This is a genomic window from Bacillus sp. 105MF (assembly GCF_000374885.1).
In the GTDB taxonomy this organism is placed as follows: Bacteria; Bacillota; Bacilli; order Bacillales; family Bacillaceae_G; genus Bacillus_A; species Bacillus_A pseudomycoides.
Map to the genome: position 1 here is coordinate 88,732 of NZ_KB895568.1, position 15,704 is coordinate 104,435.

Annotated in this window: 15 protein-coding genes and 1 riboswitch; of the genes, 11 read left to right on the top strand and 4 right to left on the bottom strand. The window is 36.3% G+C overall.

Annotated features, from left to right (window positions below; genetic code table 11):
* Positions 1-228 precede the first annotated feature (228 nt).
* The gene (pdxK, locus tag C564_RS0107275; protein ID WP_018764867.1) at positions 229-1,053 is read right to left on the bottom strand and encodes a pyridoxine/pyridoxal/pyridoxamine kinase; all 825 of its coding nucleotides are present in this window, start codon (positions 1,051-1,053) and stop codon (positions 229-231) included.
* Between the two features lie 157 nt (positions 1,054-1,210).
* Here pdxK and C564_RS0107280 point away from each other — a divergent pair, with 157 nt between their 5' ends.
* From C564_RS0107280 to C564_RS0107290, 3 genes are all read left to right on the top strand, one after another.
* A complete protein-coding gene (locus tag C564_RS0107280; protein ID WP_018764868.1) occupies positions 1,211-2,788 on the top strand; it encodes a GAF domain-containing sensor histidine kinase in 1,578 nt (525 codons plus the stop codon).
* Between the two features lie 20 nt (positions 2,789-2,808).
* Complete coding sequence (locus C564_RS0107285; protein WP_018764869.1) at positions 2,809-3,456, top strand: response regulator; 648 nt, start codon at positions 2,809-2,811, stop codon at positions 3,454-3,456.
* Positions 3,457-3,650: 194 nt separating this feature from the next.
* Positions 3,651-4,277 carry an FMN-dependent NADH-azoreductase gene (locus C564_RS0107290; protein ID WP_018764870.1) on the top strand — a complete coding sequence of 209 codons (627 nt, stop codon included), beginning with the start codon at positions 3,651-3,653 and terminating at the stop codon, positions 4,275-4,277.
* 64 nt (positions 4,278-4,341) lie between these two features.
* Here the strand turns inward: C564_RS0107290 and yeiL are convergent, their stop codons facing one another.
* Entirely contained in the window at positions 4,342-5,016 is a 675-nt protein-coding gene (gene yeiL / locus C564_RS0107295) for a transcriptional regulator YeiL (RefSeq protein ID WP_026008489.1), read from the bottom strand.
* Between the two features lie 119 nt (positions 5,017-5,135).
* On the opposite strand from yeiL, the gene C564_RS0107300 reads away from it, so the two are divergent.
* Positions 5,136-5,825 carry a YjjG family noncanonical pyrimidine nucleotidase gene (locus C564_RS0107300; protein ID WP_018764872.1) on the top strand — a complete coding sequence of 230 codons (690 nt, stop codon included), beginning with the start codon at positions 5,136-5,138 and terminating at the stop codon, positions 5,823-5,825.
* 89 nt (positions 5,826-5,914) lie between these two features.
* Here C564_RS0107300 and C564_RS0107305 read toward each other — a convergent pair whose 3' ends face one another.
* Positions 5,915-7,147, bottom strand: coding sequence for a chloride channel protein (locus tag C564_RS0107305; RefSeq protein WP_018764873.1), 1,233 nt, complete (start codon positions 7,145-7,147; stop codon positions 5,915-5,917).
* A 329-nt stretch (positions 7,148-7,476) separates the two neighbouring features.
* On the opposite strand from C564_RS0107305, the gene C564_RS0107310 reads away from it, so the two are divergent.
* The 6 genes from C564_RS0107310 to thrC all read left to right on the top strand — a co-directional run bounded on the left by C564_RS0107310 (position 7,477) and on the right by thrC (position 13,884).
* On the top strand, positions 7,477-8,097 hold the full coding sequence (locus C564_RS0107310; protein ID WP_003202364.1) for a DUF975 family protein: 621 nt from the start codon (positions 7,477-7,479) through the stop codon (positions 8,095-8,097).
* Between the two features lie 391 nt (positions 8,098-8,488).
* A complete protein-coding gene (locus C564_RS0107315) occupies positions 8,489-8,806 on the top strand; it encodes a DUF4870 domain-containing protein (protein ID WP_018764874.1) in 318 nt (105 codons plus the stop codon).
* A gap of 196 nt (positions 8,807-9,002) precedes the next feature.
* Positions 9,003-9,107, top strand: a riboswitch (SAM riboswitch).
* Positions 9,108-9,198: 91 nt separating this feature from the next.
* Positions 9,199-10,497 carry a bifunctional O-acetylhomoserine aminocarboxypropyltransferase/cysteine synthase gene (locus tag C564_RS0107320; protein WP_018764875.1) on the top strand — a complete coding sequence of 433 codons (1,299 nt, stop codon included), beginning with the start codon at positions 9,199-9,201 and terminating at the stop codon, positions 10,495-10,497.
* Positions 10,481-11,386, top strand: coding sequence for a homoserine O-acetyltransferase MetA (gene metA, locus C564_RS0107325; RefSeq protein WP_018764876.1), 906 nt, complete (start codon positions 10,481-10,483; stop codon positions 11,384-11,386). The genes C564_RS0107320 and metA overlap by 17 nt, the downstream gene beginning before the upstream one ends.
* A gap of 144 nt (positions 11,387-11,530) precedes the next feature.
* Complete coding sequence (locus tag C564_RS0107330) at positions 11,531-12,826, top strand: homoserine dehydrogenase (protein WP_003202371.1); 1,296 nt, start codon at positions 11,531-11,533, stop codon at positions 12,824-12,826.
* Positions 12,826-13,884 carry a threonine synthase gene (gene thrC, locus C564_RS0107335; protein WP_003209265.1) on the top strand — a complete coding sequence of 353 codons (1,059 nt, stop codon included), beginning with the start codon at positions 12,826-12,828 and terminating at the stop codon, positions 13,882-13,884. The genes C564_RS0107330 and thrC overlap by 1 nt, the downstream gene beginning before the upstream one ends.
* Positions 13,885-13,919: 35 nt before the next feature.
* Here thrC and C564_RS0107340 read toward each other — a convergent pair whose 3' ends face one another.
* Entirely contained in the window at positions 13,920-14,534 is a 615-nt protein-coding gene (locus tag C564_RS0107340) for a YczE/YyaS/YitT family protein (protein ID WP_026008491.1), read from the bottom strand.
* A 120-nt stretch (positions 14,535-14,654) separates the two neighbouring features.
* Between C564_RS0107340 and C564_RS0107345 the strand changes: the two genes are divergently transcribed.
* Complete coding sequence (locus C564_RS0107345) at positions 14,655-15,632, top strand: LacI family DNA-binding transcriptional regulator (RefSeq protein WP_018764878.1); 978 nt, start codon at positions 14,655-14,657, stop codon at positions 15,630-15,632.
* The last annotated feature ends 72 nt before the right edge of the window (positions 15,633-15,704 follow it).

Sequence of the window (15,704 nt, forward strand, 5' to 3'; positions counted from 1 at the left end):
TTTCACGTGAAACAGCAAGAAAGTAAAAAGTTTTGGAATTGATAGAAGTAAAATAAGTTTAGCATCATAAAAAACAAGCTATCTATAGATAGCTTGTTTTTTATGATGCTATTTGCGGGCAGTAATACTCCCACCTCAAAGTTCAGCGAAAGCAAAGAAATTACGTGGGAGATAAACTACCCGTAAAAGTCCGATTGGTGAGGGCTGATTAAAGTTTCACTTTATTCCTTATACAAGTTCTTTTCCAGCAGCAAATTTACGATATGCACCGTGATGTGTTGGTCCTACATATTCGTTAATCTTGAATGAGTGACGAATTGCTGCTGTGATGAATTCTTTTGCAGTTTTTACCGCTTCTTTTACAGATTTACCTTTTGCAAGTTCTGCTGTAATTGCTGCAGAGTATGTACAACCTGCGCCGTGTGTATTTGTTGTATCAATTTTCTCTGATTCTAAAAGATCAAATGTTTCTCCATCGTACAATACATCGATTGCAGTTTCTGTACCTAGCTTGCTACCGCCTTTAATTAGTACATATTTTGCACCTAAACCATGGATTTTTTTAGCAGCTTCTTTCATGTCTTCAAGAGAATTAATTTTCACACCGCTTAGTTGATATGCTTCAAATAGGTTTGGTGTAACAACTAATGCTCTTGGAACAAGTACATCGCGTAAGCAGTCATTTGTTTCAGGATGCAATGCTTCATCTGCACCTTTACAAACCATAACTGGGTCTACTACTACATTTTGTAGATCATGCTTTTCAATTGTTTCAGCAACCATTTCAATGATTTCAACAGATCCAAGCATACCCGTTTTTAAAGCATCAACACCAACACCTTCAATTGTTGTTTCTAATTGTGGTTTGAGTGTAGAAGCGGGAATCGGGAATACGTTATGTGCCCAGCCGTTATGTGGATCCATTGTTACGATTGTTGTAAGAGACGTCATTCCGTATACACCAAGTTCTTGAAACGTTTTTAAATCTGCTTGTATACCAGCGCCACCGCTTGTGTCAGAACCAGCGATTGTAAGTGCTTTGTTTAATGTCATTGTGAAGGCCCCCTCAGGTGATATAATGAAAACTACATTTTTAACCATTATATCAACCTTATGAATAAGTACAAAATGAAAAAGTTACTTGTTTGTTTGAGAATACATTGAATTTGGTACAATGAGAAAAGAAAATATTGTATGTAGGAGACAATTTATGTTTCAAGAGAACCGTATAAGCGAATTAGCGATATTAAAAGAGATTGCAGAAACATTAAATACATCCAATGATACATATCATGTGCTACAAGCGGTATTAGAAAAATTGCTGCATGTAACAGGATTAACAACAGGATGGATTTTTCTTGCTGATGAAAATGGTAGGTATACAAAATTAATTGATTATCATTTACCAGCAGCGCTTACCTTTCAAGATAAAAAGCCAATGTGCGAAGGAGAATGCTGGTGTTTGCGCCGTTTTGTGGAGGGGAAATTAGAACGAGCAGTTAATATTATTGAATGTAAACGAATTAACAATGCGGTTGAAAATAATTGGGGTGATACAGAAGGAATTCTTCATCATGCAACCGTTCCATTAAAAGCTGGCGGAGAAGAGTTTGGAGTCTTAAATGTCGCTAGTCCAGGGAAAACACATTTTTCTGAAGAAGAACTGATGCTATTACAATCGGTTGCCCTGCAAATTGGAACAGCTTTAAAACGAACGAAACTATATGAAAATGAAAAGAAGCGGGCTCATTATTATGTGAAACTAGAGCGTTTTATTCAGGAACTAAGAAAAATTCATAAGTTAAATACATTACCAGAAGAAGTTGTAAAACAAGTGGGAGATGTATTTCTATGGGAGCAAGTTGCATTTTTTATACAAGAAGAAAAAAAGATATCCATGCGAGCTTGTTATAAGAAGCGTACATTACAAAAGGATTCGGGTTTAGAGAGAGCGGCAAAGGAAGCAATAGAAAAGAACAGACTTGTTTTAATGAAAAGACAAGTTGGAAATGGTGTTCATCCTAAAGGCTCTATTATTGCCGCTCCAATACATATTCGAAATCATGTGTTTGGTGTTTTATGTGTGAATTCAAATCAAGGTGAGTTTGATACAAATACCGTAGACATACTTCAAGCGTTAACGAATCATATTTCATTAATGATTGAGAATTTACGATTAAATGAACAGCGTCGCGAACTGGTCCGAATGGAAGAACGTAACCGTTTAGCAAGGGATCTGCACGATTCAGTTTCACAAAAGCTATTTTCATTAATCTTCATGACGAAGGGAGCGGAAGCTGTTTTGAAGGGACAAAATGAAAGGGTAGATCAATCTCTTCATGAGATGAGAGAGTTAGCGCAAGGTGCTTTAAAAGAAATGCGGACACTTATTTGGCAGCTTCGTCCAGAAGGATTAGAAAAGGGATTGCTTTCAGCTTTAAAGCAATATGGTGAAAACTTAGGTTTGAAAATTCGTGAGCAGGTTACAGGTGTGCGTGACTTACCGCGTGTAGTAGAAGAAACATTATGGCGTATTGGACAAGAGGCATTAAATAATGTAAGTAAGCATGCAGGTGTCATGGAGGCTACGATTTACTTCAAAGTAACAGAGAAAGATGTATCTTTAGAGGTAGTTGATCATGGTATTGGTTTTATAGAAACGAATGCAAGAGAGAAGAAATCACTTGGTATGACTACGATGCGAGAACGAGCAGAGTTAATCGGTGGATGTATTACAATTGTAAGTGAAAAGAACCGAACAAGTATAAAGGTTATCGTACCATTATGATGTGAAAATGAGGGGAACTTGTGAAAATAAAAGTATTATTAGTTGATGATCATACAGTTGTTTTAAAAGGATTAGCATTTTTCTTAAGCACGCAAGAAGATTTGGAGCTAGTTGGAGAAGCAAATAACGGAAAAGAAGCGTTAAAGAAAGTAGGAGAGGCACAGCCAGATATTGTTTTAATGGATTTATATATGCCAGAGATGGATGGGATTGAGGCAACCTCGTGTATTAAAAAAGAATATCCAAATGTGAAAGTGCTCGTATTGACTAGCTTTTCTGATCAAGCGCATGTTTTACCAGCTTTAAAGGCCGGAGCGAGCGGATATATTCTAAAAGATGTTGAACCAGATCAACTTGTGGAAGCTATCCGTAGTGCATATAAAGGAAATATTCAGCTTCATCCTGATATAGCAAGTGCGCTTCTTTCCCAAACTTTGCCGCAAGAAGAGAAACAGGAGTCATCAAATATTCATGTAGATGTACTAACGGCAAGGGAGAATGAAGTGTTGCAGCTCTTGGCAAAAGGGATGAGTAATAAGGAAATTGCATCCGTGTTAGTGATTACAGAAAAAACAGTAAAAGCTCATGTAAGTAGTATTTTAGGAAAATTAAATTTATCGGATCGTACACAAGCAGCTTTATATGCAGTGAAAAATGGGGTCGTATAAGACAAAAGTCGTAGGACTTAGTTAGTCTTTAGGAGGCGGACTTTTTTTATGAAAAGATACGTCTATGTGAGGAAGAAATTGTTAGGATGAGAGGATAAAATGTATTTGTAAACAACAATAATTACAAGGGATTGTCCCTTTTTAGTGAGTAGATAATAAACAACGTAAGAGTAAGTAATAGGAGGAAAAAAGGCATGACAACAGTTTTATTTGTAAAAGCTAACAACCGCCCAGCGGACCAAGCAGTTAGTGTGAAATTATATGAAGCGTTTTTAGTAAGTTATAAAGAAGCACATCCCAATGATACAGTGGTAGAACTTGATTTATACAATGAAGAATTACCATATGTAGGAGTAGATATGATTAACGGCACATTTAAAGCAAGTAGAGGATTTGATTTAACAGCAGAAGAAGCAAAAGCAGTAGCTGTTGCTGATAAATATTTAGATCAATTCCTTGCAGCTGATAAAGTAGTATTTGGTTTCCCGTTATGGAACTTAACAATTCCAGCTGTACTGCACACATATATCGATTACTTAAACCGCGCTGGTAAAACATTTAAATATACACCAGAAGGCCCAGTAGGTCTTATTGGAGATAAGAAAATTGCGTTATTAAACGCACGCGGTGGTGTATATTCTGAAGGACCAGCAGCAGAAGTAGAAATGGCTGTTAAATATGTAGCAAGCATGATGGGCTTCTTCGGTGTAACAAATATGGAAACTGTTATCATTGAAGGTCATAATCAATTCCCAGATAAAGCAGAAAAGATTATTGCAGAAGGTCTTGAGAAAGCAGTTAAAGTAGCAAGCATATTCTAATGAACAAAATAATCGTTACTCAATAAGCAGTATCAATGTCTTTATGGCATTGGTACTGCTTTTTTTATTGTCGTTTGAGTTCATCTGCTAACTGTTGTAATTGCTTTCTGTCTTGTATCAAATACATTCTTCCTTCTTTTTTTAACCAATTTTGCTGACAAAATTGCTTTAATACGTATAAGAGATGACGATAGCTAACGTTTAAGTATTCAGAGGCCTCTGTATGTTTTTCAAGGTAACAATTGCTTTGCTCTGTTAACAAAATGAACGCCGCTAATCGATTTTCTAAAGGGTAGTTATAGCTTTTGGCATATTGTTCAGTTCGAGTAATTGTTTTTTCTCCAATGAATTTGCACAATTGCTGTAAGAAATGGGCGTCTTGTAATAAGAGATGGCGACAATCTTTCAAGGGAAGAGCTAAACAGATACATGCTTCCATAGCTTCAATCCCTTTTGTTAATGTCTCTACTCCAATTAATCCTAATTCTCCAATGATTGATGGTGCTTTTATAAAATTAATTAAGGAAATCCTGCCATTCTGATGGCTCATATATATTTTTGCTTTTCCTGAAATTAAGTAATAGATGTAGGGGAATTCCTCTCCTTCGTTACAAATGGTTTCTTTTTTTTGAAACGAATGAACTTCTATATATGGCAAAATGTCAAACGAAAAGAACGTTTGAAAGTTGAAGCATTTTACATAACTATGAATCTTATCTGAATCTTTTTCGGTTTTCATTTTTTCACCTCGCATTTAGTATGAGATATCTCCTATTCTTTTTGCAAGCAGGAGTGATACGATTTGTTTGATGACAAAAGAAAAAGCGTATTTTGATAGAAGAAAGGGAGAGAAGCAACATGAAGAAATATCAAACATTACTATTTGATGTGGATGATACATTATTAGATTTTAAAGCAGCGGAAAGAACAGCGTTACATTTGCTTTTTGAGGAACAAAAAATTCCTTTAACTGATGAAATTGCAGCACATTACAAAAAAATAAACCAAAATCTGTGGAAATCCTTTGAAGAAGGAAAAATAGAGCGTGATGAGGTAGTGAATACTCGATTTTCAATTTTATTTAAGAAGTATGGTCAAGAGGTGGATGGCCTTTTGCTTGAAAAAAAATATCGTAGTTATTTAGAAGAAGGAAATCAGCTTATTCATGGAGTGTTTGAATTCATACAAAATATTCAAACCCAATATGATTTATATATTGTGACAAATGGTGTTTCTAAAACGCAAGATAAACGTCTGCATAATTCAGGATTACATTCATTCTTTAAGGGCATTTTTGTTTCAGAAGGCACTGGTTATCAAAAACCAATGAAGGAATACTTCGATTATGTCTTTGCACGAATTTCTAATTTTTCTGTGGAGAAAGGATTAATTATCGGGGATTCTTTAAGTGCAGATATTAAAGGTGGGCAGCTAGCCGGGCTAGATACTTGCTGGTTTAATCCTGAAAAGAAGTTAAACGATAGCGGGATAGTTCCGACTTATGAAATTCAAACTTTTGATGAGCTGTATGAAATTTTAAAATGTTAGTTCTTTTGAGGTTTTAAGGAAAATTTTATCATTTTAACCGAGAAGACCCCCTCCTCTAAACGAAGTGAAGGTGGGGGTAGTTCAATTTACTATTCGATATTTGCGCTAGTCGCTTGTTTATTCTCACTATTGTTAGGAAGTGGAAATAAATTTCCAATCATTGCAGCTCCAAGCATCGGTAATAATAAATTAATTGGGAAAAACATAAGTAATAGCACTGTAATAGCGATTGGTTTTCGTAATGCATAGCTTGAAATGGCTGTCGTCACGATAGCTACAGAAGCAATTGGATCTAGCGGTATGACAGTGGCCATAGCATATCCAATACTTGCTCCAGCAAATATAATCGGAAAAATGTGTCCTCCACGCCAACCTGTATTTAAACAAACTGCCGTTATACATAATTTTAAAACACCTGAAAGAAACAGCACCCCAAATGATAATTCTGTCCACTCATTCACTAATTCTTTTAATTGGTGTTCTCCTGAAAACATAGTATATGGGAGGAAAGTTCCGGCAATCCCTAAAATAATGCCACCTATAATCCCTAATGTTAGTTTATATTCTTGAAAAGGATGTACTACTTTTTCCAATGTATGTTCTACCTTGAAGTAAAAATAGCCTATACTAGCACCTATACAAGCAAGAGGTAGAAAGGCAACCCATTCATGAAGCGCAAAAGATCCTTCTCCAAAATTAACAATAAAAGATCCTCGATTATCAAATTTACTAAGCAATAAATAAACAGAAAAACCAGCCAAAGTAGTAGCGACATATACGATAGCTTTTTTCCCTTTGGAAACTTCAGCAAGTCGTTCATTCTCATTTTCACTTGGAGCTAAGTAACCGAATAACGGTGCATTAAAAATAACACTTAAAGTAGCGCCAATTCCAATTTCTGTTAGTCCCTGCATTCCTTTTACAGCAAAATGAAAGCGATCGCCAACCCATGTACAAAGCCCGCCTATAATCCCGACAAGTGCTGCTTCGGGCCCTAAGCTTGCTCCAAATACTAAAACAATAATAGCTGTTAATGTAGCTTGATGTACAAAACGGTATTCAATCCTACCTGTTTTCTTATATTCAGCCATTACCTCTGGCATTAAACGTGGGTATGTACCAAAGTACTTTTGTGATAGTCCAATAAGAAAACCACCGATTATTGTTACACAAATTGTGTAATAAGATGGTAATGCAAATTCTTTGGGTAAATATTCCCAAATGAAATGAATTCCAGCATTGGTGACAACTAAAAATAACCAGACTGTGGCACCAACGATAGAACCTAGAAATATACCGTACATGATGAGTAAATAGTGCATATTTCTCCTAATAGTCAATTTTTATGCCTCCTCTATTTATACGTTATTATGAAAAATTAGAGATTCTAATATAAAAATAATGAATTGAATATGCATATTATCTTTTTAAAGAATTACTTATTCAACATATATTATAAACATTATTAGTATTATTTCTTTTAAAGAAGCAAAATACAAGTGATGTTTAAAGCTTTTGATTTCATCGAAATGATACTGCTCATGTCATGTACGGAAATAAATATAAATTGTCTAAAATGCTATTGTAATCCCTACGAGAATTGTATACTAGTATAAGTTAAAATACGTATTAGATTTAGGAGGTTTCTTGTTTGATTCGTGATTTGAAAGAACAAGCGCTTGATGAGCTTGATGAAAGATGGGGATTAGCAGTAGGAGTTACTACATTGTTCTTTATATTCCCTTTCGTATGGTCTTGGAGCTGGAGTAAAGTAATAGAATCGTTTATGATGGATATTATTGTCATGCTAATGGTTGGGCCCTTAACTTTAGGTGCTTACTATCTTGCCTTAAATACAGTTCGTGACAAGACAGTTGGGATTGGGCAATTATTTAAATGGTGTAAAGGGTTAAATAAGCTTATTAAATCAATTTTAATATATTTACTAATGGATATCTATATTACTTTATGGACATTGCTATTTATCATTCCAGGGATTGTTAAAATTTTCTCTTACACTATGACATTTTTTATTTTAAATGATCATCCGGAATTTTCAATGAACCAAGCTATTACGGAAAGTCGTCGTATGATGAACGGACATAAGATGGATTATTTCTTAATATGTTTAAGTTTTATTGGCTGGTTTATACTAAGTATCCTTACTTTAGGAATCGGTTTCTTATGGTTGATTCCATATTTTTATACTACAAAAGCAGCGTTTTATGAGAAAGTTTCAACAGACTATTATAAAAGAAAATCTTATGTTTAAAAACAACAAAGCATAAATGTTAATGGTTCATGCTTGCTGTTCTTTATAAGCATTTTATAAATTGTTATACCATTGAACGACTTGTGACCTCTTACTTTAACGATTGTGTTATGGTATATGATCTATATATCACTTACAGTAGATGCTTTACACGCAAAATAAGCAAATATTTCATAAATACGAAAATGGCCAAGGGTTCTTTCAAAAAATCCTTGGCCCTTAATTTTTTTAGAATATCACGTGCATGATATCAAGCAGTAGGCTTACCAAATTACCACTATAGAATCTTACAAAACTGTCATGTTGTTGTAAGGTCTAGCGATAGTAAAACAATAGATTTCCCTACATAATAAAGGTATAACAACAAACACAATTTCATGAGGTGATACATATGAATGGAAATAAAGTTTTATCTTCTTTTTCGTACTGGAGTGTTCTTTTTGCCCCTGTCTTATTCCCGCTAATTGTTTGGATTCTCGGAGATCATGAAACAAAAGGTCATGCGAAACGAGCTCTATGGACACATCTTATTCCGGGAATTACTACTTTTATAGGAATGGTAGTATTGGGAATTATGGATGTCGGTTTTAAGCAACCAGGTACAACAATGGCTATTGGCGCAATGATTATGGTATGTATTTGCGGCCTAATTAGTCTATACTTTTTTATTTGGAATATTGTAAAAGGGATTCGAGTAATTAGAGCATAACCTCTAGGGTATCTACTATTCTTCGTATTCATCATTGTAATTCTTATTTAAGCTTACCTTGAGGACAAGGGGATATTTCACTTGTTTCTTTAAATTCGAATTTTGATAATAAACAGTCAATAAAATATTTTATAAATATTCAGAAAAATAATTGACATTAGGAAATTATTGCTATAAAATCAACGGTAATTGCATAGTCTTATCAAGAAAAGGTGGAGGGACAGGCCCTATGAAACCTTGGCAACAGCCGTGTAACGGAATTGTGCCAAATCCTGCAGGTAATAACCCTGAGAGATAAGAAAGAGACTTTAGAGCGTGTTTTCAAACTGCTTCTTTCTTGTTAGGGAAAGAAGCAGTTTTTTTATTTTCTATAAAAGAAAGGAGAATAAGGAATGGGAGAATCATGGGGAAAAGGAACCATTTGTGTGCAAGGTGGTTATACACCGAAGAATGGTGAACCACGTGTTTTACCACTTTATCAAAGTACGACGTATAAATACGATACGTCCGATGATTTAGCAGCGCTCTTTAATTTAGAGGCAGAGGGCTATATTTATACGCGTATTGGGAATCCGACACTAGCAGCATTTGAACAAAAATTAACAGAGTTAGAAGGCGGAGCCGGAGCTGTTGCGACAGCCTCTGGTCAAGCGGCTATTATGCTTGCTGTTTTAAATATTTGTGGCAGTGGTGATCATTTGCTTTGTTCTTCAACCGTTTATGGGGGAACCTTTAACCTGTTTGGAGTAAGTTTGCGCAAGCTTGGTATTGATGTAACATTCTTTAATCCGAACTTAACTGCTGATGAGATTGTGGCACTTGCAACTGAAAAAACAAAGCTGATTTATGCAGAGTCCCTTGGAAATCCAGCGATGAATGTTTTAAATTTTAAAGAGTTTTCAAACGCGGCAAAAGAACTGGAAGTACCGTTTATCGTGGATAATACTTTGGCGACACCATATTTATGCCAAGCGTTTGAGCATGGCGCAAATATTGTTGTTCATTCTACAACGAAATATATTGATGGCCATGCGAGTTCATTAGGTGGAATTGTCATTGATGGAGGAAATTTTGATTGGACAAATGGAAAATATCCTGAGCTTGTCGAACCAGATCCAAGTTATCATGGCGTAAGTTATGTGCAGAATTTTGGCCAGGCGGCATATATTGTGAAAGCTCGTGTTCAACTATTAAGAGACTATGGAAACTGTATGAGCCCATTCAATGCGTATATTAGCAACATCGGTTTAGAAACATTACATTTACGAATGGAGCGTCATAGTGAAAATGCTCTTGCAGTTGCGAAGTGGCTTGCTAACCATGATCGTATTGAATGGGTGAATTATCCGGGATTAGAAAGTAATGAAAATTATCCGTTAGCGCAAAAGTACTTAGCAAAAGGTGCAAGTGGTGTTTTAACATTTGGTATTAAAGGAGGACTAGAATCTGCGAAAGAGTTCATTGCAAATGTGAAGCTGGCAACTCTTGTGACACACGTTGCAGATGCAAGAACATGTGTGATTCATCCCGCTAGTACAACGCACAGACAGTTAAATGAAGAAGAGCAACGTTTAGCAGGTGTTACATCTGATTTAATTCGCTTATCAGTCGGTATCGAAGATGTTTCTGATATTATTGCGGACCTAGAGGAAGCATTAGTTGGAGGCAAAGCGCATGCCGATCATTGTTGATAAGGATTTACCAGCCCGTAAAATATTGCAAAAAGAAAATATTTTTGTGATGACAAAAGAGCGAGCTGAAACACAAGATATACGTGCTCTAAAAATTGCAATTTTGAACTTAATGCCAACAAAACAAGAAACAGAAGCGCAATTGCTCAGGTTACTCGGTAATACACCACTTCAACTGGATGTGCATTTGCTTCATATGGAGTCTCATATATCCCGTAATGTAGCGCAAGACCATTTAACAAGTTTTTATAAAACATTTCGCGATATTGAGGGAGACAAATTTGATGGTCTCATTATTACAGGGGCCCCAATTGAAACACTTCCTTTTGAAGATGTAGATTATTGGGAAGAACTTGGACGCATAATGGACTATTCAAAAACGAATGTAACATCTACATTGCATATTTGTTGGGGAGCACAAGCGGGTCTGTATTATCACTATGGAATTCCGAAATACTCGCTTGAAGAAAAGATGTTTGGTGTATTCGAGCATGAAGTGCATGAGCAGCATGTGAAATTGTTACAAGGATTCGATGAGCTCTTTTTTGCACCACATTCACGCCATACGGAAGTACGCGCAGCTGATATTGAAAAAGTACGAGAGTTGACATTACTAGCAACATCAGAAGAAGCAGGTGTCCACCTTGTTATGGGGCAAGATGGAAAGCATATTTTTGTTCTTGGTCATAGCGAATATAGCTGCGATACGTTAAAACAAGAATATGAACGCGATAAACAAAGAGGGCTAGATATTAAGGTTCCCAAAAACTATTTTAAACATAATAATCCAGCTGAAAATCCACTCATAAGATGGCGGAGTCATGGAAACTTATTATTTTCAAATTGGTTAAATTATTATGTGTATCAAGAAACCCCTTATATTTTGTAAGCTGATCATTATATAACATGTAGCAACGTTTTCTTTACACGGATTACTTTATATTTTTCCGAATGTTCAAAATATATTGTTTTTCAGAATCTTAACTTATATAATGGCATCTAAATACAATTCTTTAGAGGGGTGGACAGTATCATGAATGAAATTCAAGTGGGCTTATTAGGCCTTGGAACGGTTGGCAGCGGTGTGGTTCGTATTATTACGAATCATCAAGATCGTCTTATGCACCAAGTTGGTTGCCCAGTGAAAGTAACAAAAGTATTAGTGCAAAATATTGAAAAAGAGAGAGAGGTCCAAGTACCCTCTACCTTATTAACGAAAAATGCAAATGAAATTATAGATAATCCTGATATTGATGTTGTCATTGAAGTGATGGGTGGCATAGAGGAAGCGAAAGCATATATTTTACAAGCTTTGAAAAATGGTAAACATGTTGTTACTGCTAATAAAGATTTAATGGCATTGCACGGAGCAGAATTACTGACGGTGGCAAAGGAAAATCAAGCTGACTTATTTTACGAGGCGAGCGTAGCTGGAGGGATTCCAATTCTGCGCAGCATTGTAGAAGGACTTTCTTCGGATCTTATTACGAAAGTGATGGGAATCGTGAACGGAACAACAAACTTTATTCTGACAAAAATGTCTGACGAAGGGAGAGCATATGACGACGTGTTAAAAGAAGCGCAGCAGCTTGGATTTGCGGAAGCAGATCCAACATCAGACGTTGAAGGTTTAGATGCAGCAAGGAAAATGACGATTTTAGCTACTCTAGGTTTTTCTACAAATGTAGAGCTTGGAGATGTGAAGGTGAAAGGGATTACTTCCATTACTGAGGAAGATATCGCATATAGTAAAAGCTTAGGATATACAATTAAATTAATTGGACTGGCGAAGCGTGATGGTGAAAAGTTAGAGGTAACAGTTGAGCCAACATTACTTCCGAATACACACCCTCTTGCAGCTGTTCAAAATGAATATAACGCCGTATATGTATATGGTGAAGCGGTAGGAGAAACAATGTTTTATGGACCTGGTGCAGGAAGTTTACCGACAGCGACAGCGGTTGTTTCTGATTTAGTTGCGGTAATGCAAAATGTGCGCCTTGGTGTAACCGGGAATAGCGCAGTTTCTCCGCAGTATGAAAAGGTATTAAAAGAGCCAGATGAAATTTTTGTGAAGAAGTTTTTACGCCTACATGTAAAAGATGAAATTGGTGTGTTTGCAAAAATTACATCTTTATTCTCTGAACGCGGTGTTAGCTTTGAAAAAATTATTCAAATGCCACTCGGGGAGAAAGGAAAGGCTGAGATTGTTATCGTAACACATCGTGCATCACTTGCAGACTATGAATATATTTTACATACATTGGGGACATACGAAGAAATAGATTGTGTGAAAGCAAACTATCGAATCGAAGGAGATGCTAGGTAATGTGGAAAGGTTTGCTTGCTGAGTATAAGGAGTTTTTACCTATTACGGAAAAGACACCTCCCTTAACGTTGCATGAAGGTAATACACCACTTATTTTACTAGAAAACCTTTCAAAGCGGTGGGGCGTAACAATTTACGGGAAAATAGAGGGGGCAAATCCAAGCGGATCGTTTAAGGACCGCGGTATGGTAATGGCGGTAGCAAAAGCAAAAGAAGCAGGGAGCGGAGCGATTATCTGTGCATCTACAGGTAATACGTCTGCATCTGCAGCGGCTTATGCAGCTAGGGCAGGACTGTCGTGCATCGTTATTATTCCAAATGGGAAGATTGCATACGGTAAATTAGCGCAAGCTGTCATGTATGGTGCTGAGATTATAAGTATTGATGGGAATTTCGATCATGCTTTGCAAATTGTACGTAAGCTTAGCGAATCATCACCAATTACACTTGTAAATTCTGTTAATCCATACCGAATTGAAGGGCAAAAAACAGCTGCATTTGAGATTTGTGATGCGCTTGGGAAGGCGCCGGATATTTTAGCAATTCCAGTTGGTAATGCAGGCAATATTACAGCGTATTGGAAAGGTTTCAAAGAGTATCACGAAAGACTTGGTACGGGTTTACCAGAGATGCGCGGCTTTGAGGCGGAAGGAGCAGCGGCGATTGTGCACGGACATAAAATTGAAGAGCCAGAAACAATCGCAACAGCAATTCGAATTGGAAATCCCGCAAGTTGGGAGCAAGCCGCCCTAGCTGCAGAACAATCTCGAGGTAAAATTGACGAAGTAACAGATCGTGAAATTCTTGAAGCGTATGAATGGCTAGCCAAGTATGAAGGAATCTTTGCAGAACCGGCTTCATGTGCTTCTCTTGCAGGTGTTTATAAACAATTGCAAAGCGGGGAAATTACAAAAGGAAGCCAAATTGTAGCGGTATTAACAGGTAACGGTTTGAAGGATCCAAATATCGCCATTGATACGAAGGGAATTCAACCAGTCGTGTTACAAAATGATGAGAAGGTTGTCTTTGATTATATTCAGGGAGCTGTCTTTCGGTAAAATAGATGAAAAAAGCCTATTGTAGCGTTATTCGCTCAATAGGCTTTTTTCATGTGGAGGATTTTTGTACCAATCTGAATAAATGCTTGAATGATCCAGCCTGTTGTAAAGGAAAGGATAATTGTTCCGAAGTAAATAGGCCCATCTAATAAGAAACTGAGTGTCAAAAATAGCAAAGCTAATGAAATTTCTGTTCTGCGAAACGTCCATTTTTTCTTTTCAGACATTGTTAAGACAAAGGCCTCTTGTGGTGCTGCACATAATTGTGTGGAGACATAAATTCCAATTCCAGCGCCAACAAATAGATTTCCGCACACAAGTGTTATATATTTTGGAAGAGAGCGGATTGAATCCATAATGATAGTAATAGAACCAATCCAATCAACAAAAACAGAAATAAGAACCATAGTAACAATTGTTCCGATTGTAATATGCTTCTTATTCAAAAATAGCACAATAAGTGTAAAGGCGAAGTTAATCATAAAAATCCAAAAGCCAATACTTACTCCAAAGTTTTGATATAGCGCAATAAAAAACGAATCATAAGGACTAAGGCCAAAGGAAGTAATAGTTGTCATCATGTTAATTCCAAGAGATAGGATGAGTAGTCCGCTAATAAAAAATATATAGTCTAGTTTTAGACGTATCATATGTTTCAAATCCTTTCTGAATGTATTTGCTAGAAAAGGATATATTGTGGAAAGCTTACCAGGTCAAGAAAGAATTTTTTGATGAGGTTTATTTAAATGATGGGAAGGGGAGGAAATAAGATGACAAATATAAAAAAGATTGCGGAAATTGCCGGTGTATCAGTGTCAACGGTTTCACGTGTATTAAATAATCATCCGTATGTAAGTGATAAAAAGAGGCAGGAAATTTTAGCAATCATTGAAGAGCTAAATTACACCCAAAATGTGAATGCGATTCATTTAGTAAGAGGAAAGACGAATGTGATAGGTGTTATTTTGCCGCATGTAAATGATCAATATTACAGTGCAATTATTGAGGGGATTTCTAAAGAAACGGCCAAAAAAAATTATAATATGATGCTCTGTCAGACGAACTATAGTGCCGAAAAAGAACTTGAAATTTTGCATATGTTAAAAATGAAGAAGCTTGATGGTGTAATTATATGCTCGAGAATGAATGGCTGCAAAACAATAGAAGAATATACAAAGTTTGGTCCGATTGTAACATGTGAAGAAATAGAATCTAAGTGTATTTCTAGCGTACATATTGATCACTATAAGGTGTTTTCGCAGGGGATGAAATACGTAATAGAAAACGGACACGCTCACATTGGATATTGTATTGGCAGAAGTCATAGCGTAAATAGTCAAAAACGAAAACAAGCTTATGAGGAAGCGCTTCAGGAGATTTCTATAGAATCTCGAGAAGAATGGAAGTTTACAGAGCATTTTACAGTAGAGGATGGTCGTGAAGTGATAAGAGCGTGGATTAACATGTCTGTGAAACCAACAGCATTTCTCGTTTCTTGTAATCCAATCGCAGCAGGTATGGTAACGGAAGCAAAAAAACAAGGAATTCGTATTCCTGAAGATCTTGCAATTATTGGATGCGATGACCAAGAGGTGGCTGATGTGTTAGGAATTACAACAATTGCTCATTCTAGTAAAGTAGTTGGTGCGAAAGCATTTGAAATATTATATGAGAAGATAGAGGATGAAAAAATAGATGTGAAGAACATTGAACTTTTACCACAGTTGACCCTTCGTGAAACTACATAATGCATAAAGTATGAAAATCGCTTTTCGAAAAGGCGTTTGGTATAATTAGGGACAATCTATGAGGCTAAAAGG

What these genes read in the sequence shown, in the direction of transcription:
- C564_RS0107345 (WP_018764878.1), top strand. Translation starts at nt 14,655, where the DNA reads ATGACAAATATAAAAAAGATTGCGGAAATTGCCGGTGTATCAGTGTCA.
- C564_RS0107280 (WP_018764868.1), top strand. Translation starts at nt 1,211, where the DNA reads ATGTTTCAAGAGAACCGTATAAGCGAATTAGCGATATTAAAAGAGATT.
- C564_RS0107305 (WP_018764873.1), bottom strand. Translation starts at nt 7,147, where the DNA reads ATGCACTATTTACTCATCATGTACGGTATATTTCTAGGTTCTATCGTT.
- C564_RS0107330 (WP_003202371.1), top strand. Translation starts at nt 11,531, where the DNA reads ATGAATGAAATTCAAGTGGGCTTATTAGGCCTTGGAACGGTTGGCAGC.
- thrC (WP_003209265.1), top strand. Translation starts at nt 12,826, where the DNA reads ATGTGGAAAGGTTTGCTTGCTGAGTATAAGGAGTTTTTACCTATTACG.
- C564_RS0107315 (WP_018764874.1), top strand. Translation starts at nt 8,489, where the DNA reads ATGAATGGAAATAAAGTTTTATCTTCTTTTTCGTACTGGAGTGTTCTT.
- C564_RS0107320 (WP_018764875.1), top strand. Translation starts at nt 9,199, where the DNA reads ATGGGAGAATCATGGGGAAAAGGAACCATTTGTGTGCAAGGTGGTTAT.
- pdxK (WP_018764867.1), bottom strand. Translation starts at nt 1,053, where the DNA reads ATGACATTAAACAAAGCACTTACAATCGCTGGTTCTGACACAAGCGGT.
- yeiL (WP_026008489.1), bottom strand. Translation starts at nt 5,016, where the DNA reads ATGAAAACCGAAAAAGATTCAGATAAGATTCATAGTTATGTAAAATGC.
- C564_RS0107340 (WP_026008491.1), bottom strand. Translation starts at nt 14,534, where the DNA reads ATGATACGTCTAAAACTAGACTATATATTTTTTATTAGCGGACTACTC.
- metA (WP_018764876.1), top strand. Translation starts at nt 10,481, where the DNA reads ATGCCGATCATTGTTGATAAGGATTTACCAGCCCGTAAAATATTGCAA.
- C564_RS0107300 (WP_018764872.1), top strand. Translation starts at nt 5,136, where the DNA reads ATGAAGAAATATCAAACATTACTATTTGATGTGGATGATACATTATTA.
- C564_RS0107290 (WP_018764870.1), top strand. Translation starts at nt 3,651, where the DNA reads ATGACAACAGTTTTATTTGTAAAAGCTAACAACCGCCCAGCGGACCAA.